18 protein-coding genes are annotated in these 19725 nt (G+C 74.5%); 4 read left to right on the top strand and 14 right to left on the bottom strand.

The features are described from left to right. Positions 1 to 59: 59 nt before the first annotated feature. Positions 60 to 1310, bottom strand: a complete 1251-nt coding sequence (locus tag ABT014_RS28725; RefSeq protein ID WP_350642128.1) for an MFS transporter — start codon at positions 1308 to 1310, stop codon at positions 60 to 62. A gap of 217 nt (positions 1311 to 1527) precedes the next feature. On the opposite strand from ABT014_RS28725, the gene ABT014_RS28730 reads away from it, so the two are divergent. Both ABT014_RS28730 and ABT014_RS28735 read left to right on the top strand, forming a co-directional pair. Further along, positions 1528 to 2535 carry a LacI family DNA-binding transcriptional regulator gene (locus tag ABT014_RS28730; RefSeq protein ID WP_350642129.1) on the top strand — a complete coding sequence of 336 codons (1008 nt, stop codon included), beginning with the start codon at positions 1528 to 1530 and terminating at the stop codon, positions 2533 to 2535. Positions 2536 to 2925: 390 nt separating this feature from the next. After that, positions 2926 to 4071 (top strand): lactonase family protein, encoded by a 1146-nt coding sequence (locus ABT014_RS28735; RefSeq protein WP_350642130.1) that lies wholly within the window; start codon positions 2926 to 2928, stop codon positions 4069 to 4071. A gap of 78 nt (positions 4072 to 4149) precedes the next feature. Here ABT014_RS28735 and ABT014_RS28740 read toward each other — a convergent pair whose 3' ends face one another. From ABT014_RS28740 to ABT014_RS28800, 13 genes are all read right to left on the bottom strand, one after another. After that, complete coding sequence (locus ABT014_RS28740; protein WP_350642131.1) at positions 4150 to 4674, bottom strand: peptidylprolyl isomerase; 525 nt, start codon at positions 4672 to 4674, stop codon at positions 4150 to 4152. Positions 4675 to 4828: 154 nt separating this feature from the next. Further along, positions 4829 to 5917, bottom strand: a complete 1089-nt coding sequence (locus ABT014_RS28745; protein WP_350642132.1) for a sensor histidine kinase — start codon at positions 5915 to 5917, stop codon at positions 4829 to 4831. Beyond that, complete coding sequence (locus ABT014_RS28750) at positions 5910 to 6659, bottom strand: response regulator transcription factor (RefSeq protein WP_350642133.1); 750 nt, start codon at positions 6657 to 6659, stop codon at positions 5910 to 5912. The genes ABT014_RS28745 and ABT014_RS28750 overlap by 8 nt, the downstream gene beginning before the upstream one ends. Positions 6660 to 6668: 9 nt before the next feature. Then, positions 6669 to 7367 (bottom strand): VanZ family protein, encoded by a 699-nt coding sequence (locus tag ABT014_RS28755; RefSeq protein ID WP_350642134.1) that lies wholly within the window; start codon positions 7365 to 7367, stop codon positions 6669 to 6671. 108 nt (positions 7368 to 7475) lie between these two features. Then, positions 7476 to 7829 carry a hypothetical protein gene (locus ABT014_RS28760; protein WP_350642135.1) on the bottom strand — a complete coding sequence of 118 codons (354 nt, stop codon included), beginning with the start codon at positions 7827 to 7829 and terminating at the stop codon, positions 7476 to 7478. Positions 7830 to 7873: 44 nt separating this feature from the next. After that, a complete protein-coding gene (locus ABT014_RS28765; protein ID WP_350642136.1) occupies positions 7874 to 8752 on the bottom strand; it encodes a PaaX family transcriptional regulator in 879 nt (292 codons plus the stop codon). Beyond that, entirely contained in the window at positions 8749 to 9546 is a 798-nt protein-coding gene (locus tag ABT014_RS28770) for a maleate cis-trans isomerase family protein (protein WP_350642137.1), read from the bottom strand. The genes ABT014_RS28765 and ABT014_RS28770 overlap by 4 nt, the downstream gene beginning before the upstream one ends. An 81-nt stretch (positions 9547 to 9627) precedes the next feature. After that, entirely contained in the window at positions 9628 to 10533 is a 906-nt protein-coding gene (locus ABT014_RS28775; protein WP_350642138.1) for a fumarylacetoacetate hydrolase family protein, read from the bottom strand. Between the two features lie 91 nt (positions 10534 to 10624). Further along, on the bottom strand, positions 10625 to 11746 hold the full coding sequence (locus ABT014_RS28780; protein ID WP_350642139.1) for a cupin domain-containing protein: 1122 nt from the start codon (positions 11744 to 11746) through the stop codon (positions 10625 to 10627). Next, positions 11743 to 12750, bottom strand: a complete 1008-nt coding sequence (locus ABT014_RS28785) for a carbon-nitrogen hydrolase family protein (RefSeq protein WP_350642140.1) — start codon at positions 12748 to 12750, stop codon at positions 11743 to 11745. The genes ABT014_RS28780 and ABT014_RS28785 overlap by 4 nt, the downstream gene beginning before the upstream one ends. Before the next feature lie 74 nt (positions 12751 to 12824). After that, on the bottom strand, positions 12825 to 15194 hold the full coding sequence (locus ABT014_RS28790) for an oxidoreductase (RefSeq protein ID WP_350642141.1): 2370 nt from the start codon (positions 15192 to 15194) through the stop codon (positions 12825 to 12827). Positions 15195 to 15260: 66 nt separating this feature from the next. Next, complete coding sequence (locus ABT014_RS28795; protein ID WP_350642142.1) at positions 15261 to 15776, bottom strand: acyl-CoA thioesterase; 516 nt, start codon at positions 15774 to 15776, stop codon at positions 15261 to 15263. A 32-nt stretch (positions 15777 to 15808) separates the two neighbouring features. Further along, the gene (locus ABT014_RS28800; protein WP_350642143.1) at positions 15809 to 17431 is read right to left on the bottom strand and encodes an AMP-binding protein; all 1623 of its coding nucleotides are present in this window, start codon (positions 17429 to 17431) and stop codon (positions 15809 to 15811) included. 287 nt (positions 17432 to 17718) lie between these two features. On the opposite strand from ABT014_RS28800, the gene ABT014_RS28805 reads away from it, so the two are divergent. Together ABT014_RS28805 and ABT014_RS28810 are read left to right on the top strand one after the other, a co-directional pair. Next, the gene (locus ABT014_RS28805; RefSeq protein ID WP_350642144.1) at positions 17719 to 18678 is read left to right on the top strand and encodes an alpha/beta hydrolase fold domain-containing protein; all 960 of its coding nucleotides are present in this window, start codon (positions 17719 to 17721) and stop codon (positions 18676 to 18678) included. Positions 18679 to 18876: 198 nt separating this feature from the next. Next, on the top strand, positions 18877 to 19545 hold the full coding sequence (locus ABT014_RS28810) for a TetR/AcrR family transcriptional regulator (RefSeq protein WP_350642145.1): 669 nt from the start codon (positions 18877 to 18879) through the stop codon (positions 19543 to 19545). Positions 19546 to 19725: the final 180 nt, after the last annotated feature.

Genomic DNA, 19725 nt, shown 5'->3' on the forward strand with positions numbered 1-19725 from the left:
TGCGGGGGTGGTGCTCGGTGGTCACGGATCCCTCTGGGTCGATGGGCGGGGACGGCGGTTCAGCGGACGTTGCGGATCGGCACGATGGCCAGCGCGCCGAGCAGGGCGAGAGCGCCGCCGGCGAGGAACAGCGCGGTGTAGCCGCCCAGGTGGCCGATGACGGCGGCCGCGACGAACGGCGCGACGATCTGCGGGCCGGCGCTGGCGATGTTCAGCACGCCCATGTCGCGGGCGGCGTCCTCGGCGCGCGGCAGGACCAGGGTGACCACGGCGGTGTCCACGGCCATGAAGCAGCCGAAGGCGAGGCCGTTCAGGGCGCTGAAGACGATCATCCCGGTCCAGCTCGGGCTGATCACCGGGACCAGCGTCACCAGCCCGGTCAGCGCGGCGGACAGGCCGACGAAGAGCTTGCGGCGGTCCCAGCGGTCGGACAGCACCCCACCGGCCACGGTCGATATCGCCATCGCGGCCATCGAGATCGGGGTGAGGACGGCGATCGCCTCGGTCGGCTCCAGCCCGGCGGGCAGCGTGACGTGGTCCGTCAGGATGTACAACTGGTAGCCGGAGACGAGGAAGTAGCCGAGCACCAGCAGCGCCCGGCCGATGAAGGCCCAGCGGAAGTCGTGGCTGGCCAGCGCCGACAGGAAGGCCTGGAACTGCTGGCGCAGCGGTACCGCCGGGCGGCGGTGCTCGCGGTGCGGTTCACGGCCGAACGCGGTGAGCAGGGCGGCGGCGAGCGCCACCATCGCGCCCAGCACCAGGTAGCCGGTGTTCAGGCTGTCGGCGGCCTGCGAGGCGACCAGGACGCCGACGGTGCCGCCGACCGGCAGGCCGAGGCCGACCACGGCGGAGGCGGTGCCGCGCCTGGCACGCGGGATCCGGTCGGGCACCACGGCGGTGACGGCCGCCTGGTAGATGTTCATCGCGGCCTGCCCGAGGCACCAGGCAATGGTCACCAGCAGTACGGTGTGGACGTTGCCGAGCAGCGCCATGGTGGCCAGGGCCGCCAGACCGCCGGCCAGGATCCAGGGCGAGCGCCGCCCGGTGCGGTCCGAGAGCGCGCCGGCGACCGGGTTGAAGAGCGTGGCGAAGACCGCGCTGACACCGCCGATCATGCCCAGGGTGGCCACCTTGTGGGCGGGGTCGATCGCCTCGATCTGCAGCGGCAGCAGGACCGAGCCGACACCCAGGTAGAGCGCGTACATCGAGGTGTTGGCGAAGGCGAGCAGCGGGAGCAGGCCGCGTCCTGCGGCCGGCGGTCCGGTCACCGGTGGGGATCCGGGGACCGCGTCCGTCGTGGTGGCTTTCATGGTCGGCTCCGGTGGGGCGGGGCCGCGCCCGGGGCGCGGCGGACGAGGAGGTGGGGGACACGGCAGCGGTCGGGAAGCGGCGGGGTGGTCCTCACGCCGGCCGTGCGCGGCGCCCGGTGGGGCGCCCTGCTCGAGCACGTGGTAACACGTGTAAGCATTGGTATCACTCCCCCCGGCACAGCGCCAGACTCGCGCGACCTGGAATGATGCAATCGTTATGTCGACCGAACAGAGCAGCCCCGCCCAGGTCACCAGCGCCGACGTGGCCCGCGCCGCCGGGGTCTCCCGCGCCACGGTGTCCTTCGTGCTGAACGAGACCCCGGGCGCCCGGGTCGGCGAGACCACCCGCGCCCGGGTGCTGGCGGCGGCGAAGGAGCTCGGGTACGTGCCGCACGCCGCCGCACGCTCGCTGCGGGCGGGCCGCAGCGACCTCGTGGTCGTACCGGTCTCGGTGTCGGCGATCGGGCGGCTCTTCAGCGAGTGGATCGACGAGATCGAGACCGCGCTCGGGCAGCTCGGCTACACGGTGGTGCTGCACGGCGACCGCACGGCCGACCCGGTCGCGGCCGCCCGGGTGTGGGCGCAGCTGCGGCCGGTCGCGGTGGTCGCGGTCAACGACAGCCGGATGACCGCCGAGGCCGGCCGGGTGCTCACCCGGGCGGGCGTACGGGCGGTGGTGGCGGGCGCGGCGGAGCCGGTGCCGGGCGTGACCACCTTCATCGGGGACCAGTCCGAGATCGGCGCCGCCGCGATCGGCCACCTGGCGGAGCGCGGGCGCGGCCGGATCGGCGTGGTGATGCCGGCCGAGCGCGGCCTGTCCGCCTTCTCCGGCCCGCGCCTGGCGGGGGCCGAACGGGCCGCCGCGGAGCACGGCGTGAGCGTCACCACCCTGCCGATGCGCTACACCGACGACGCCGCCGCGGCCATTGCGGTGCTCTGCCGGGAGCTGGAGCTGGACGCCGTGTTCGGCTACAACGACGAGTACGCGGCGCTGCTCGGCGCGGCCTTCGGCGACCTCGGGGTCGCCGTCCCGCAGGACGTCGCCCTGGTCGGCGCGGACGACCTGCTGCTCGGCCAGGTCGTCCGGCCCCGGCTCACCTCGATCCGCTACCAGCTGCCGAGCGCCGAACTGTTCGCCGAAACGGTGGACCGGCTGGTCCGGGACGGCGACGCCCCCCAGCTGCCGCGGGTCCGGTTCGAACTGGTGCCGCGCCAGTCCTCCTGACGCCGGCCCCCGCACCGTTCACCTGACGCCGGGCCCTGACGCCGGGCCGGCCTCGCACGGCCGACCGGTCGCCGCTCGTCCCACGCCGCTCGCCGCTCGCCGCTCACCGCTCACCGCTCACCGCTCACCGCTCACCACCGTCGCTCCGCGTGGGGCCCGCCCTCGGCGCCACGCCCGACCCGGCACCGCGCCGCTCGGCGCAGCCCGTCCGACGCCCGCCGCTGGCGCTCCGGCTTCTCGGATATGTCGCATTTCTGATGATTCGTCACTTACCGTGCCAGCGAGGAGCGGCGACGGCGCACCCGCGCGAACGGCCGTCCTCCCGCGCTTCGCGCCCGGCCGCAGGCCCGGCACCGGCGGAGCCCCGACCCCCCGAGGAGACACCCCACCGTGCAGAAGATCACTCGTCTCGCCGTCGCCGCCGCGACCGTGCTCGCGACGGCGGCCGTGGGCGGCCCGGCCGCGTCCGCCGCGTACGGCGGTGACGGCCGCCCGCACGGCGGCGACCACGCCGTCTTCGTCCAGAACGACAACCCGGCCGGCAACCAGGTCATCGCCTACCGGCGCGCGGACGACGGGCAGCTGACCCAGGCCGCCACCTACGACACCCAGGGCCTCGGCGGCGTGCTGGAGGGCTCGGTCGCCGACCACCTCGCCTCCCAGGGGTCGCTGACCTACGACCCGCGCCACGCGCTGCTGTACGCGGTGAACGCCGGGAGCGACACCGTCTCGGTCTTCGCCGTGGACGGCGACCACCTCGCACTGCGGCAGGTGGTCGGCTCGGGCGGGCGCTTCCCGGTGAGCGTCGCCGTGCACGACGACGTGGTCTACGTGCTCAACGCGCTGGACGGCGGCTCGATCCAGGGGTACACCGTCCGGGACGGGCGGCTCCACGAGGAGTCCGGGTGGAACCGCTGCCTCGGGCTGGACCCGACCGCCACCCCGCAGTTCACCAACACCCCGGGGCAGGTCGGGTTCACCGGAGAGGGCTCGCAGCTGGTGGTCACCACCAAGGCGAACGGCAGCAGCCTGCTGGTGTTCGGCCTCGACCACTCCGGCGCGCCCGCCGACACCCCCGTCACCACGCAGCTGCCGGGCGCCGTGCCTTTCTCCTTCGTACCCAACGGGCGGCACGGCCTGTTCCTGACCGAGGCCGGCACCAACGCCGTGGCCACCTTCACCGTGCACCGCGACGGCACCGCCACCCAGGAGGCGTTCGCGGCCACCGGCCAGGTCGCCACCTGCTGGATCGTCGCCGTCCGCGACCTGCTCTACGCCTCCAACGCGGGCAGCTCCACGCTCAGCGGGTTCCGCACCGCGGACCGCGGCCGGCAGCTCACCGCGCTCGGCAACACGCCGACGAACCCCGGCACGGTGGACGCCGCCGTCTCGTCCGACGGCCACTACCTGTACGTGCAGACCGGCGTCAACGGCATCGTCGACGAGTTCGCGGTGAACCACGACGGCTCCCTGACCGCGCTCGGCTCCCGTCCCGTCCCCGGCGCCGTCGGCGGCGAAGGCATCGTCGCCTTCTGACCTGCTCGCCGCACCGGCGCTCCTCCCCGCCCGGCGGGCCCACGGGCGGGGAGGAGCGGCGGCCGGAACAGCGGCCCGTCAGCGGGTCTCGATGACGACCTTCTCGATCACGACGTCCTGCACCGGCCGGTCGTTGCGGCCGGTCTGCGCGGTGGCGATGGCGTCGACGACCTTCTGGCTCGCCTCGTCGGCGACCTCGCCGAAGATGGTGTGCTTGCCGGTGAGCCAGGTGGTCGCCCCGACCGTGATGAAGAACTGCGACCCGTTGGTGCCCGGCCCGGCGTTGGCCATGGCCAGCAGGTACGGCTTGGTGAACGCCAGGTCGGGGTGGAACTCGTCCGCGAACTTGTAGCCCGGCCCGCCGGTCCCGTTCCCCAGCGGGTCGCCGCCCTGGATCATGAAGCCCTCGATCACCCGGTGGAAGACCGTGCCGTCGTACAGCGGCTCGTTGCTCGGCTTGCCGGTGTTCGGGTCGACCCACTGGCGTTCCCCGGTGGCGAGCTCCACGAAGTTCTTCACGGTCTTCGGGGCCTGGTCCGGCATCAGCCGGATCACGATGTCACCCTTGTTGGTCTTCAGCGTCGCGTACAGCTGTTCAGCCATCACTCGTTCCTTCGCTCTGCGTCCTACTGGCGCAGCCAGTCTCCCGGCCGGGCACGCGGATCCACGGCCCCGACGCGACACCTCACCCGCACGAGTGGCGCCCGCCTGGCCCGTGACGCCGCTGTCGCGCCCGGGGCGCACCCGGGCCTACGGCTCACCGGGCCCGGCGCGCGCCCGGGAGCCGGACGGTGACGAGCAGCCCGCCGGCGGGGCGGGGTGCGAGGTCGAGACTCCCGCCGTGGGCGCGGACGACGCTCTGCACGATGGCCAGCCCGAGCCCGGCGCCGGCGTGCTCCTCGGTGCGCACCCGGTCCGTCCCCCGCCGGAACGGTTCGGTGAGGGTGGGCACCAGGTCCGCCGGGAGCAGCGGCCCGGTGTTCTCGACCCGCAGCACGCTCGCCGCGCCCCGCACCTCGGTGTGCACCGTCACCTCCCCGCCGGTGGGGAGGTTGTGGACGACGGCGTTCTGGACGAGGTTCAGCCCCATCCGCAGCAGGAGTTGCGCGGACCCGGTGGTGCGGGCGGCGTCGCCGGTGACCTCCAGCGTGATCCGGCGCCGCTCGGCGAGCGGGAGCAGCGTCTCGGCGGCCTCCTCGGCGATCAGGGAGAGGTCGACGTCCTCGCGCGGGAAGTCGCCGCGGTCGCTGCGGCTGAGCAGCAGCAGCGCCTCGGTGAGGTCGATCGCCCGTGCGTTGACCACGTGCAGGCGTTCGACGAGTTCGCCCCGGTCCCGGGTGGGGTCCCGGCGGGCGACGTCGAGCATCGTGCGCGAGATCGCCAGCGGGGTGCGCAGTTCGTGGGAGGCGTTCGCCGCGAACCGCTGCTGCTCGCCGACGTGCGACTCCAGCTGGTCGAGCATCACGTCGAAGGCGTCGGAGAGCTCCCGGAACTCGTCCTGGCGGCCCGTCATCCGGATCCGGTGGGAGAGCGACCCGGTGCCGGCCAGCCGGGCCGCGTCCGTGATCCGGGCGAGCGGGGCGAGCATCCGGCCGGCCAGGATCCATCCGCCCAGGAGGCCGAACACCAGGATGACGGCGAGAGCCGCGGCCGCGGCGGGCACGAAGACCTGCAGCAGGACGTAGCGGTTGGGCGAGATCCCTAGCAGGCCCCGGCTGTTGTCGGGCACGTAGCGCAGCAGGAACACCCACACCACGGCCAGTAGCAGGGCGCCGGCGAGCAGCAGGAAGCCGGCGTAGCTGAGGGTGAGCTTCCAGCGGGCGCTCAGGCCCGGCGGCCTACCCACCGGACGGGCCGGAGGCGGCGGCGTGGCCGGGGCCGGCAGCGGCGTGGCCGGGGCCGGTGGCGCGGCCCGGATCCCCGCCCGGGCCGGTGTCGATCCGGTAGCCGACGCCGGGCACGGTGGCGATGATCCACGGCTCGCCGAGCCGCTTGCGCAGGGCGGAGACGGTGATCCGGACGGCGTTGGTGAGGGGGTCGGCGTTCTCGTCCCAGGCCCGTTCCAGCAGTTCCTCCGCGCCGACCACCCCGCCCTCGGCGGCGACCAGGACCTCCAGCACGGCGAACTGCTTGCGGGTGAGCGCGACGTAGCGCCCGTCCCGGTACACCTCCCGGCGGAACGGGTCGAGCCGCAGGCCGGCGAGCTCGCGGACCGGGGGCCGGGCGTGCGCGCGGCGGCGGTCGAGCGCCCGCAGCCGCAGGACCAGCTCCCGCAGCTCGAACGGCTTGGTGAGGTAGTCGTCGGCGCCGAGCCCGAACCCGGAGGCCTTGTCGTCGATCCGGTCGGCGGCGGTGAGCATCAGGATCGGGATGCCGCTGCCGGAGGCGACGATGCGCCGGGCGACCTCGTCGCCCGAGGGACCGGGGATGTCGCGGTCGAGGACCGCGAGGTCGTAGGAGTTGACGCCGAGCAGCGCCAGGGCGGTGTCACCGTCACCGGCGATGTCGGCGGCGATCGCCTCCAGCCGCAGGCCGTCCCGGACCGCCTCGGCCAGGTAGGGCTCGTCCTCCACGATCAGTACGCGCATGTCCGCAGCCTATGCAGTGCGCCGGGCCGGTGCCGGGCGCGAGGTGGCGCCCGCCGGGGTGCGCCACCAGCGGCGCGAGGCGAGCGCGGCGAGGGCGGCGCCGGCGGCGTTCACCAGGACGTCGTCGACGGAGGAGACCCGGTCCAGGCGCAGCACGTACTGCGCGGTCTCGATCAGGACCGAGCAGCCGGCCCCGAGCGCCAGGACCCGCGGCACGGAGGCCAGCGCCGCGAACCGCATCGGGGCGAAGAACCCCAAGGACGCGAGGACCAGCAGGTTGCCGACGATCCCACCGGTGCCCATGGTCACCAGGTCGCGCAGCGGCACCAGGCTGTACCGGCCGGGGACGACGCCGGCACCGGCGCCCGGCATCATGGTCATCCACACGAACGGCAGCGTCCCGTGGACCATCCCGACCTCGGCGAGCGACATCCGCCACGCCCCGGCGACCCCGGCCGCCCGCCGGCGCCGCGCCAGCGCCCACACCAGCAGCAGCGACGGCGGCACCAGGACCAGGGTCATGAACACCACCCCGTTGAACGTGTCGAGGCAGCCGTGCCACCGCCCGGCCGCGCACCGCGGCGCGGACATCATCAGCGGGCGCCGCACGACGTACGCGGCGCCCGCCGCGGCGAGGACGACCAGGCCGAGCAGGACGTGGCCGCCCGTACGGCGGAGCGGTGTCGGCCGGGGCGCGGTGTGGTTCATGCCCCCATGGGAGACGATGCGGCGTTGCGGTGGCGTATGCGGTTTTCCATACGCCCGCGATACACCGGCCTGGGACGCACCGGCCTCCGACACCCCGGGCCCGCGGCCTCACGCCAGCCACCGGGCGCCGTGCCGGTGCCGCCCCGGTTCGACCTCGATGTCCTGCACCGACCCCGCACGCAGCAGCCCGAGTTCACGCCGCACCACCTGCCGGGCCCGGCGTTCGGCGACACCGGCGAACCGGCCCACGTCCCCGCCCCGGGCGCTGCTCCGGGCAAGGCTGTACACGGCGACCGACCGCACCACCCGCTCCGGCACCGCCCGCCGCCCCTCCCGCCCGGCCACCACGACCCGCGCAGCGCTGTACCGCAGCCCGCGCACCACCACCGCCCGCCACGGACCCCCCGGCCCCGTCCGCCCGTGCGGCAGGCCGCCGCCCCGGTGGTTCGCACTTCTCGCCATGGCCCCATGGGTACCCCGGAGTCCGCCCGCGCCGCCAGGGAGTTCTACGCGGACCCCGGCGACCGGGCGGGCTCCGGGTCCGGGCGGGGGAGGCCGGTGGTCCTGGCGACGTGGCGCAGGCTCGGCTCGGCGAGTCGGGTGTGCAGGTCGGTGAAGATCCGGCGCGCGGCCACGGCGTTCCAGCCGTCGGGCAGGAGTTCCACCGGGAGGCCGGGGTCGAGGTAGGGCAGGCGTCGCCACTCGGTGAGCATCGGGACGTACCGGCGGAACGCCTCGGCGTCGTCCGGGACCGGCCGTTGCCGCAGCGCGCCGGCCTCCGGGCGGTGACCGGCGGTGAAGGCCGCGTACTGGGCCTCGATGGCGGGGAGGTCCCACCAGTGGCCCACCGCCTTCCGGAGGTCGGCGAAGCCCGCGTAGTCGGAGGTGAACAGGTGGACGTAGCCGACCAGGCCGAGGCGGGTCAGGGCGCGCCGGGCGTCGGGCAGCAGCCGGGCCGGGGCGAGCCAGACGCCGGGTGCGGCGTTGCCGAAGCCGAGCCAGGTCAGCCGGGCGCGCAGCCGGTGGCGCAGGGCCCGCTCGGACTCGGGCACCGAGAAGACGGCGACCACCCAGCCGTCGGCGAGCGCGGCGGGCGCCAGGCTGCCGAAGATCCGGCGGTCGCCCTCGTCGAACACCGGGCCCAGGTCGGCGCCCAGGCGGTACCCGGTGCCGGTGCGGCGCTCCTGGACCAGGGTGCCGGCCTTCTTGAGCCGGGAGAGGGCGGAGCGGACGGCGGGCCCGTCCACGTCCAGCTCCGCCATCAGCCCGATCAGGTCGGCGACGGAGATCCAGCCGCCCAGCCGCCGCACGAACGCGCCGTAGACGGTGCTGATCAGCGGGCCGGGCCGGGCCGTGCGCCATGCCGTGCTCCTCGCCCGGGTCAACCGGCCACCGGGGCGGTGCCGGTGGGCAGCGGCGCCTCGGCGTAGGCACCGGAGAGCAGGTGGCCGGCGCCGGGCGCCACGGCGGGCAGGTCGAGCGCGCGGAGCATCTGGTGGACGGTGCAGACGGCGGCCGAGACCACCGGCTTGCCGAGCCGCTGCTCGGCCTGCTCGATGACGCCCAGCGAGGGCATCTGCACGCAGGCGGACAGCACCACGGCGTCGGCGTCGGCGTGGTCGAGGCGCTCGGCGATGCCGGGCAGCAGGGCCGGGTCGTGCGCGGCGACGTCGAGGTTGCCGGGGATCTCCAGGGCCGTGTGGTCGAGGACGGTGATGCCCTCCTCGGTCAGGTAGTCGACCACCGTGCGGGTGAGCGGCCGCAGGTAGGGCGCCACCAGGGCGACCTTCTTCGCGCCGATCGTGTGCAGGCCGTTGACCAGCGCGCCGGCGCTGGTCACCACGGGCGCGGGGGCGCCGTTCTCGACGGTGCGGCCGTGCAGGCGCTGTTCGGAGACCCGGTGGTAGCCGTGGCCCATGCTCATGATCGCGACCAGGCAGGCGTACCCGAGCACGTCCACCGCGGCGTCGGAGAGCTCGACGGCGCAGCGGTCGGAGTCCGCGTCCATCGCCCTGAGCTGCTCGGGGGTGACGTGAGTCATCCGCATGCGGCTGGAGTGGAAGGTGAACCGCTCGGGCGCGATCGCCTCGCGGGCCCGCAGGATGGCGGGGACCTCGGTCTCCATGGTCACGTTGGAGCTGGGGACGATCTGGCCGATCCGGTAGGTACGTGCCGGCATGCTGCTGCTCCCTTGGCTGCGGGGTACGGGGGTAGGGGGTACCGGGGGTGCGGGCGTAGCAGGCGGCGGTGCGCCGCGGGGTCAGCGGGCGTCCACGACCGGGTTGGTGAGGGTGCCGATCCGTTCGATGGTGGCCTCGACCAGGTCGCCGGGCTGGAGGAACTGCGGCGGCACCTGCCCGGCGCCGACCCCGGACGGGGATCCGGTGGCGATCACGTCGCCGGGCTCCAGGGTCACCCCGGCGGAGATCTCGGCGATCAGGCGCCGGATCCCGAACAGCATGTGCCGGGTGTTGGAGTCCTGCTTGGTGACGCCGTTGACGCGCAGCGACAGGTCGAGGTCCTGCGGGTCGGGGATCTCGTCGGCGGTGACCACGGCCGGGCCGAACGGGGCGTAGGAGTCCTGGCCCTTGGAGAAGAACCACTGCCCGGAGCGGCGCTGGTCGCGGGCGCTGATGTCGTTGACGATGCTGTAGCCGAACACGTGGTCCAGCGCGTCCTGTTCGGCCACCCGGTGGGCGGTGCGGCCGATCACCACGGCGAGTTCGCACTCCCAGTCGAGCTGCTTGGTGAGTTCGGCGTTGTGCAGGATCGGCTGGCCGGGGCCGGTGACGGCGGTGGCCGGCTTGGAGAAGAGCACCGGCCGGTCGGGGACCTCGCGCTCGGTGTCGAGGGTGCGGTGGGACTCGGCGACGTGCTCGACGTAGTTCAGCCCGACCCCGACGATCTTGCCGGGGCGCAGCGGCGCCCGCAGGGTGACCTCGCCGAGCGGGTGGACGGCGTCGGCCGGGAGTTCGCCCCGGAGCAGGGCCCGGACCGCGTCGAGCGCGGGTTCGCCGCCCCGGATCAGGGTCAGCAGGTCGTCGGCGGGTTCGGTGCCGGCAGCGCGGGCCGCGGCGGCCAGGTCGACCACGCGGTCGCCGAGTCGGGCGCCGAGGCGGACGGGTGCCCCGCTCGTGTCGTTCGGGAGGTAGCTGACCAGGTGCATGGGGTGTCTCCTCGCAGTGGCTCTGTCGGTCGGGGCGGGTCGGGGGCGGCGGGGCGGAGGCCGGCGACCCCGGGCGCGGGTACGGGTGCGGTCAGGCGGTGTCCGGCAGCACGGGCTGGTGGCCGTCGGACTCGGGGTAGGCCTCCTCCCGGTGGAAGCCGAGCGAGTTCATCACCGGGAAGTCGTTGAAGGAGAACAGGCAGGCGTCCTCCGAGGCGTCCAGGTTCGCGTGCTCGTGCCAGGCCCAGGACGGGACGCAGAAGATGTCGCCCTCCTGCCAGGCGAACCGCCGCCCGGCGATCACCGACACCCCGCGCCCCTTGGCGGCGGTGTAGACCACCGAACCGGTGTGCCGGTGCGCCTTGGTGGCCTGGCCCGGGCGCAGCAGCTGGATGTGCGCGCCGAGGGTGGGCATCACCGATCCGCCGGTCAGCGGGTTCGTGTACTCCATGATCACGCCGTCGTACGGCGAGCCCTCGGTGGCCCGGGCGAGGTTGCGCAGCGCGTGGTACGTGGGCTCCCACGGGTAGCCGAGAACCGGCGAGTAGGGGCGGGTCCACTTCTCCACGCCGTACGGCAGCAGGTTGGTGCCGTAGGTCAGCACGGAGGAGTTGATCACCTTCCCGGGCACCTGGTAGAGGTCCGGGTGGACCTCGTAGAAGCCCGCGTCGAGGGCGTTGACCAGCGGGATGTCCAGCCCGTCCTGCCAGATCACCGGGCCGTCGGTGGACTCGTTGCCGTGCTCGTGCCAGGTGCCGTTCGGGGTGATGGCGAAGTCGCGCGGCCCGACCTTGAGCTTCTGGCCGTCGATGACCGTCCAGGCGCCGACGCCCTCGTGCACGAAGCGCAGGGCGGCGGCCTGGTGCCGGTGGGCGGTCATCGCCTCGCCGGGGCCCATGATCTGCAGGCCGGTGTAGAGCAGCCCGACGGCGGCGCTCAGCTCCCGGCGGCCGGGATTGACCAGCATGACGACCCGGCGGCCGGCGTCGTCGGCCTTCACCAGCGGCAGCGCCTTCTGCACCAGCGGGCGCAGCTCCTGGTAGCGCCAGAGCACCGGGACGGACCGGGGCTGCGGGTACCAGGGCTCGATCTCGTTCGCGACCGTCCACAGGGCCCCGGCGTCCAGCTTGGCCAACTCGTCGTAGTAGGCGAGCAGTTCCGGGCTGTCGGAGACCCGGGCCCGGCCGAGCCGGTCGTCGTCGTAGCTGGTCATGCTTGCTCCTCCTCGGATGGGGTGCCGGCGGCTGCCTCGGCCGGCGGCGCGGTGAAGGTGAGCGGGCTGTGCGAGCGGCTGTCGACCTGGAGCCGGAAGATGTCGAAGCGGTTGTAGTGGCCGACGATGTCGTGCATCTGCTTGGGCTGGATGCACCGGGCGAGGTCGATCTCGGCGAGGACGATGCCCTCCTCGTCGATCAGCGGCTCCACCACCGGGCGGCCGTCGGGCCCGAACACGCCCGAGAGGGCGCTGCGCGGGCGGGCGAGCAGCTTGCGGACCTCCGGGTCGTCGCCGGCGATCTCGTCCACGATCTCGGGCGAGACGGTCGAACAGGCCACCACCGTGAACACCTTGCCCTCGAAGCAGTGCGCGGCGGTGCGGACCGCGATCGCCTCCGCCATGTCGTAGTCCTCGGGGCCGACGGGCAGCGCGATGTAGGCGGCGGCGTGCACGAGTTCACCCTGCGCCAGCAGCGTGAACCGGGCCAGGGTGTTGGTGTTCTCCCCGCAGGCGAGCACCCCGAGCGGGCCGATCTCGGTCCGGTGCACCTTGAGCGAGCTGCCGTCGCCACCGGCCCAGGTCAGCTTCTCGGCCCAGGTCGGCACCAACTTGCGGTGCACGCCGAGCAGTTCACCGTCGGAGCCGATGGTCAGCATGGTGTTGTAGAGGGTGCCGAGGCTGGTCGCCGCACGCTCGTTGACGCCGATGACCACGGTCGCGCGGTGCCGGCGGGCGGCCTCGCGCAGCGCGTCCACCTCCGGGCCCGGCACCTCGACCGAGGAGCGGACCAGGCGCTCGAACCAGGGCGAGCCCTGGATCGGGGTCATCGTCCAGTTCCAGTACGGGTACCCGGGGACGAACACCTCGGGGAAGACGATCAGCGAGGCGCCGCGGCCGGCGGCCTCCCCGATCAGGGCGACGGCCTTCTCGACGGTCGCGGCCGGGTCCAGGTAGACCGGGGACGCCTGGACGGCGGCCGCCGTGAAGCGGGGCAGGTCCATCAGTTCCTCCGTTGCGGACGGTACGGACGGGCGGAGCAGGGCAATCAGGGGCGGAACGGATCGGACCGCGGCCGTCACCGGGAGCGGGCCACCGCCGGCGGCCGCGGCGCGGCGGCGGGCAGCCAGCGCCGCCGCACCGGCACGGGCGCCTCCCGCAGCAGGTGCAGGCGCGGCGCCACCCGGTCACCGCGCGGACCGGCCGGCTTGCGGCTGCCCGCCAGCCAGCTGCGCGGCCAGGCGGCGCCCGGGCCGGTGTAGCCCTGCTCGGCGGCGGCGTGCAGGGTCCACAGCGGGTCCCACAGATGGGCCCGGCCGACGGCGACCAGATCGGCCCGGCCGGCCAGCACGATCGAGTTGGCGTCGTCGTAGCTGGAGATCGCACCGACCGCGATGGTCGGGACACCGCTCGCGTGGCGGATCAGATCGGCGAACGGCGTCTGGTAGCTGCGCCCGTACGCCGGCCGCTGGTGCGCGACGACCTCGCCGGTGGACACGTCGACGGCGTCCGCGCCGCCCGCGGCCAGCGCCCGGGCGATCCCGACCGCCTCGGCCCCGGTGGTGCCACCCTCGGCCCAGTCGCAGGCCGAGATCCGCACCACCAGCGGCTTGGCGGCCGGCCAGGCGGCGCGGACCGCGGCCAGCACCCGCAGCGGGAAGCGCAGCCGGGCGGCGGGCGAGCCGCCGTACAGGTCACGGCGGGTGTTGGTGAGCGGCGACAGGAAGCCGGAGACCAGGTGGCCGTGGCCGAACTGCAGCTCCAGCACGTCGAACCCGGCCCGCTCGGCGCGCGCCGCGGCGGCCGCGAAATCGGCGACCACCCGCGCCAGATCGGCCTCGGTGGCCTCGCGCGGGGTCGGACCGCCCACCTCCCAGGGCAGCGCGGAGGCGGCCAGCGTCGGCCAGCCCGCCGGTCCGAGCGGGCGCCCGACCCCGTCCGGCCCGGGGGTGGTGGTGGCGGCGCGCCGCCCGGCGTGGGTGAGCTGGATCCCCAGCGGGGTGTCGCAGACCGCCCGGACGCCGGCAACCAGCTCGCCCCAGGCCCGCTCCTGCTCCGCCGTCCACAGGCCGGTGCAGCCCGGGGTGGCCCGCCCCTCGGGGGCGACCGCGACCGAGCCGGCGAACACCAGCCCCGCGCCGCCCAGCGCGTGGCCGGCCAGCTGCGCCCGCTCGAAGCCGCTGGGCAGGCCGTCGGTGGCCGAGTACGTCGCCAGCGGCGGCACCACCACGCGGTTGCGCAGGGTCAGCCCGGCGAGCCGCAGCGGCCGGAACATCGGGGGGACGGCGGGGCCCTCGGCGAAGGCGGCGTCCACCGCGTCGACGAAGGCCGGGTCACGCTCGCGCAGGGTGCCGTAGGTGACCCGGCGGCTACGGGTCAGCAGGTTGAAGGCGAACCGGTCGGCGTCCTGGCCGGTGTACCGCCCGACGTTCTCGAACCACTCCAGGCTGGCCTGGGCGGCCCGCTGGGTGGACTCCACCACCGGCTTGCGCTCGGCCTCGTACGCCGCCAACGCCTGCTCCACCGACGGGTGTTCGTGCAGGCTCGCGGCGAGCGCGAGGGCGTCCTCCATGGCGAGCTTGGTGCCGGAGCCGATCGAGAAGTGCGCGGTGTGCGCCGCGTCGCCGAGCAGCACCACGTTCCCGTGCCGCCAGGAGGTGTTGCGCACGGTGGTGAAGCGGATCCAGCGGGACGCGTTCGGGATCAGCCGGTGGCCGTCGAGGTGGTCGGCGAGGATCTCCTCGCACCGGCGCACGCTCGCCTCGTCGCTCTCGCCGCGGGCGAACTCCCGGTCGGCCAGCGCCTCGAAGCCGGCCCGGCGCCAGGCCTCCTCCGCGATCTCCACGATGAAGGTGCTGCGGCGCCCGTCGAACGGGTAGGCGTGCACCTGGAGGGCGCCGAAGTCCCGCTGCTCGACGATGAAGGTGAACGCCTCGAAGACCCGGTCGGTAGCCAGCCACATGTACCGGCAGCTGCGCTCGTCCAGCTCGGTGCCGAAGCTGGCGGGGTGGCTCGCGCGGGTCGCCGAGCGGACCCCGTCCGCCGCCACCACCAGGTCGTACTCGGCCGAGAGCCGCTCCACCGGGGGCGCCTCGGTGCGGTAGCGCACCTCGACGCCGAGGGCGGCGCAGCGTTCCTCCAGGACGGCCCGCAGCCGGTTGCGGTCCAGCGCGGCGAAACCGTGGCCGCCGGAGGTGCGGACCTGGCCGTCGTAGCGGACGTCGATGTCGCTCCAGCGGGCGAACTCGGCGGACATCGCGGCGAACACCACCGGGTCGGCCTGCGCGATGCCGTCCAGCGTCTCGTCGGAGAAGACCACTCCGAAGCCGAACGCGTCACCCCGGGCGTTGCGCTCCCAGACCGTGACGCTCCAGGACGGGGAGAGCTGCTTGGCCAGTGCGGCGAAGTACAGGCCGCCGGGGCCTCCCCCGATGACTGCTACCCGCATGAAGGTCCTCCCGTGGTTCCGTACCCGCCAATGTATTGCGCTTCTTTCGCGACCGTCAACGACCCGCTATACATCGTGGCCGGTGAGCGTCTCAGGGCGCTGCGGGCCGGAGTCGGTGAGCAGCGCGCGGACCTCCGCCGGCCAGGGGGCCGATCCCTTGGCCGTCGCGGCGGAATTGACCACCGACATCCGCCCGGTCGCGGCCGGCCCGGCAGGGCCGTGCACCGCGAATCCGTAGTGCAGCGAGGACGACCCGACCCGCTCGACCCGGAGCTCGACCCGGACCAGGTCGCCGAACCACAGCCGGGCCAGGTAGTCGGCCTCGAAGTGCACCCGGGGGATGCTGCCGAACAGCTCGCCGAGGCCCAGCCGGCGCAGCAGCACGGCCTCGGCCGCCTCCGCCCAGCGCAGCACGGCGGAGAAGTGGTGGTGACCGGCCGCGTCGGTGTCGGACCACTCGACCCGGCGCTCGACCACCACGCCGGGCAGCCCCCGGACACCCGGCGCCGCACCGGGACCGGGGCCCGGGCCGGGCTCGGACCCGGCGGGGTGGGTGGAGTCGAGTGCTTCGGGGTGGCTCATCTCGCTGCCTCTCATGGGGAGTTCGGGCCGCGTCAGCGGCCGGACCGGGCGCGCCGGCGGAGCTCGGCGCGGTTCAGCTTGCCGCTGGCGTTGCGCGGCAGTTCGGCGACGAACTCGACGGCGCGCGGGTACTTGTAGGGCGCGATCGCCTGCTTGACGAAGTCCTGCAGCGCCCGGACGGTCCGCGCGTCGGGCGCCACGCCCTCCCGCAGCACGACGTACGCCTTGACGACGGCGCCGCGGTCCGGGTCGGGCGCGCCCGCGACGGCGCAGTCGAGGACGTCGGGGTGGGTGGCGAGGGCCTGCTCGACCTCGGGGCCGGCGATGTTGTAGCCGGCGGAGACGATCATGTCGTCGTTGCGCGCCTGGTACCAGAAGTAGCCGTCGGCGTCCCGGACGTAGGTGTCGCCGGTGAGGTTCCAGCCGTCCCGGACGTAGTCGGTCTGCCGCTCGTCGTCCAGGTAGCGGCAGCCGGTCGGGCCCTTGACCGCGAGCAGGCCGGGCTGCCCGTCCGGCACCGGCCGGCCCTGCGCGTCCAGCACCGCCGCCCGGTAGCCGGGCACCGGCCGGCCGGTGGCCCCGGGGCGGATGGACTCGTCGGCGGCCGAGATGAACACGTGCAGCAGTTCGGTGGCGCCGATGCCGTCGATCAGCCGCGTCCCGGTCGCCGCCCGGAACGCCTCCCAGACCGCCACCGGCAGCGCCTCTCCCGCCGACACGCACCTGCGCACCCCCGCCAGCCGGTCCGCCAGGCCCGCCGCGAGGATCGCCCGGTAGGCCGTCGGCGCGGTGAACAGCACGCTCACCCCGTGCTCCGCCACCGCCGCGGCGAGTTCCTCGGGGGTGGCCCGCTCCAGCAGCAGGCTCGCCGCCCCCACCCGCAGCGGGAACACCACCAGGCCGCCCAGCCCGAAGGTGAACGCCAGCGGCGGCGTCCCGGCGAACAGGTCGTCCGGACCGGGCCGCAGGATGTGCCGGGAGAAGGTGTCCGCGTTCGCCAGCACGTCCCGGTGGAAGTGCAGCGTCGCCTTCGGGCGCCCGGTGGTGCCGGAGGTGAACGCGATCAGTGCCACGTCGTCCGCCGCCGTGGCCACCGCCGTGAAGCCACCCGGCTTGGCCGCGCACCGCTTCGTCAGGTCGTCCGCACCCGTACCGCCGTAGGCGACCAGCGTCGGCCCGGCCAACCCGGCCGCCTCCACCTCGCCGAGGAACCGGTGGTCGCACAGCGCCGCCGCGGGCCGGCTCACCTCGTACAGCGCCGTGAGCTCGGCGGCCCGCAGCAGCGGCATGGTGGTCACCACCACCGCCCCGGCCTTCAGCACCCCCAGCCAGCAGGCCACCAGCCAGGGGTTGTTCGGCCCGCGCAGCAGCACCCGGTTGCCCGGCACCACACCCAGGTCCTCGGTGAGCACCCGGGCCACCTGGTCGGCCCGGCGGAGCACCTCCCCGTAGGTCAGCTCCTCGGTGGGGGTCAGCAGGCAGCGGCGGTCCGGACCCAAGCGCTCGACGGTGTCGTCCAGCAGCACCTCGGCGCAGTTCAGCCGGTCCGGGTAGTGGAGCTCGGGCAGGTCGAGGAGGAACTCGGGCCACTGCTCGGCCGGCGGCAGCCGGTCACGACAGAACGTGTCGACATGGGCGGAAGGGGAGAGCTCCATCGGCGGCACCTCTCGGTCAGCGGGGAGTGAGGCAAGTATGGCGCTCCACTGACGACAGTCAAGGGTTCGACATATCCGACCTCCGCGCGACACCCCTCGCCCGGCCCGGCGGCCCGAACTCCCGGCCCGACCCGACCCGTTGATCATTCGACCGTCGCCGGTCCGACCGGGCCGACCAGCGGAAAGACGCCTCTGGAGATCCATGGTTACTCGTGTTACCTTCGACCGCGAGGCAGGGCCGCACCGCAGGCCCGTCCCCCACCCCGTCGCGCCCCCGAGGAGTCGCCTTGACCGACCCGATCCAGGACCAGGACACCGGCTGGCCGCCGCCGCCCTTCCTCCCGCCACCGCCGCCGCGCCGCTCGGACGACGGCGTGCTCCGGTACGACGGCGCCACCTACGCCCGGAGCTTCGGCTACCGGCCGCGCCTGCTCGACGTGTACGTCCCCGCCCGCCCCGGGCCGGTCCCGGCCGTGGTGTGGATCCACGGCGGCGGCTGGATGGACGGCGACCGGCGCTACCCGCCGCCCACCGTGCCCGCCGAACTGCTGTTCGGCTCGCTCCTCGACGCCGGCCTCGCGGTGGTGACCATCGACTACCGGCACAGCCTGGAGGCGCCCTTCCCGGCGCAGCTGCACGACGTCAAGGCGACGATCCGCTACGTGCGTCACTTCGCCGACGCCCTGGGCATCGACGGCGAGCGGATCGGGGTGTTCGGCGAGTCCGCCGGCGGGCACCTGACCGCGATGGCCGCGCTCACCGACCCGGGCACCGAGGGCGGCCGGCTGGAGGGCACCGAAGGCGTCCCGACCGGCAGCACGGCCGTGCGGTGCGCGGTGGACTGGTACGGCGTGTCCGACATCGTCGCGGCCGCGGCCGGCCTGCCGGCGCTCACCGGGGCGGCGGCGGTCGCCGCACCCGAACTCCCCGGCGTCGGGGACCCGTACACCGCGCTGCTCGGCGCCTCCCCCGCCGACCGGCCCGACCTCGCGGCGGCGGCCAGCCCGGTCAGCCACGTACCGGCGGTGGTCCCGCCGTTCCTGCTGGTGCACGGCACCGAGGACAGCCTGGTGCCGTACAGCCAGAGCGAGCGGCTGGCCGAGCACCTGACCGCGCACGGCGGATCGGTGGAGCTGGTGCCCGTCCTCGAGGCGGACCACATCTTCCTCGGCTCCGCGCAGATCCCGGCCGTGGTCGAGCGGAGCGTCGCCTTCCTCGCCCACCACCTCACCGCCGCCACCGGCTGACGCCGAGCGCCGGTTCGCCGGTGGCGCCGTGCGCAGCTCCGCACGGCGCCACCGGCCGGGCCCGGCCCGTCCTGCGTCCGCACTGCACCGCACCGTGCCGCACCCCCGTCCGCCCCGCTCCGCCGCAGGTCGGCGGAGCGGGAGCCCGCGTGGGGCGGAGATTGGCCCCGGACGCGCCGGATGCGGCAGAGTGGGCGCATGACGGGGCAGGTGGGCGGACGGGAGCGGGACCAGGCGGGCGCACTGCGGCGCCGCCCGGTGCAGCAGCGCAGCCAGGAGCGGTACGAGCGGCTGCTCGACGCGTGCGCGGGGCTGCTGGACGAGGTGGGCGCGAGCGCGCTGACCACCAAGGAGGTGGCCCACCGCGCCCAGGTGCCGATCGGCACCCTGTACCAGTTCTTCTCCGGCAAGGAGAGCCTGCTGGCCGCGCTCGCCGCGCGGAACCTCGACCACTACCTGGACCGGCTGGGCCGGCGGATCACCGCCGAGGCGCCGCCGGGCGTGGCGGGGTTCGTGGACCTGGCGGTGGAGGAGTTCGTGGCGATGAAGCGGGCCGTCCCGGGCTTCGGCCACCTGGACTTCGGCCTGGTCGACCGCGTCCCGGCCGACCTCGCCGACGACGAGCACCTGCTCAGCGCCGACCTCGACAACAACTCCACCGTCGCCCTGCGGATCCAGGAGATCGGGGGCGGCCTGCTCGACCCGACCGCCTTCCCGCTGGCCGTCCGGGTCGGCCTGGAGTGCGCGGACGCGGTGCTCAAGCTGGCCTTCCGCACCGATCCGGACGGCGATCCGGCACTGATCGCGGAGTGCAAGCGACTGCTGCGCTGCTACCTCGCGGACCCGCTGCCGGCCGATCAGGCCTGACGTAGCGTCATATCGCCTACGGAAAAGGGCCGGTGCTCCCCCGGGCGCCGAAGATCGGCGGTCGGAGGAGCACCGGTCCGGTCCGCTAGAGCCTGTCTGATAATTGATCTTGTGGCAGGTCGAGGTGAGTTGACGGATGCGGCATGGGAGCGGATAGCCCCTTTGTTGCCGCAGGTGGAC

Origin of the sequence: Kitasatospora sp. NPDC094015 (assembly GCF_040304075.1) — a bacterium.
In the GTDB taxonomy this organism is placed as follows: domain Bacteria; phylum Actinomycetota; class Actinomycetes; order Streptomycetales; family Streptomycetaceae; genus Kitasatospora.